The 454-nt window shown below is 64.8% G+C and carries 1 protein-coding gene; it reads left to right on the forward strand.

Features of this window, described 5'->3' with window-relative positions; genetic code table 11:
• Positions 1–167: 167 nt before the first annotated feature.
• On the forward strand, positions 168–454 hold a 287-nt coding region (locus J5M56_RS25255), incomplete at its 3' end, for a DMT family transporter (RefSeq protein WP_207938091.1).

Consider the following 454-nt stretch of genomic DNA (forward strand, 5'->3'; position numbering starts at 1 on the left):
GACTTGCCGGGTATCGATAGCGGCCATGTTCGGTTCTCTCCAACGCCTTGCATCCTACTCCGTAGACGCCGCCCTGCCAGCCTGCCGCCAGACAAAAGCGCAAGATTGTGCAAGCGTCGAAGGCTGCCCGAGGCAGACACTCCAGGCCTGTTTAAGGAGCGTGTGCCATGAACCTGTCGTTGTACCTGCTGGCCGTGCTGATCTGGGGCACCACCTGGATCGCGATCAAATGGCAGTTGGGCAGCGTGCCTCCGCCCGTGTCGATCGCGTGGCGCTTCTGGCTCGCGGCCGCCGCGATGTTCGTGCTGCTGCGCGCGCTGCGCAGGCCGGTCCGGCCGCCGCGCGATGCATGGCGCTTGCTCGTCGCGCAGGGTTTCGCGCTCTTCTGCGTCAATTTCCTGTGCTTCTACTACGCGGAGCAGGTCGTGCCGAGCGGCCTCGTCGCGGTGGTATT

Origin of the sequence: Pseudomonas sp. 51_B, from assembly GCF_017491595.1 — a bacterium.
Lineage (GTDB): Bacteria > Pseudomonadota > Gammaproteobacteria > Pseudomonadales > Pseudomonadaceae > Aquipseudomonas > Aquipseudomonas promysalinigenes.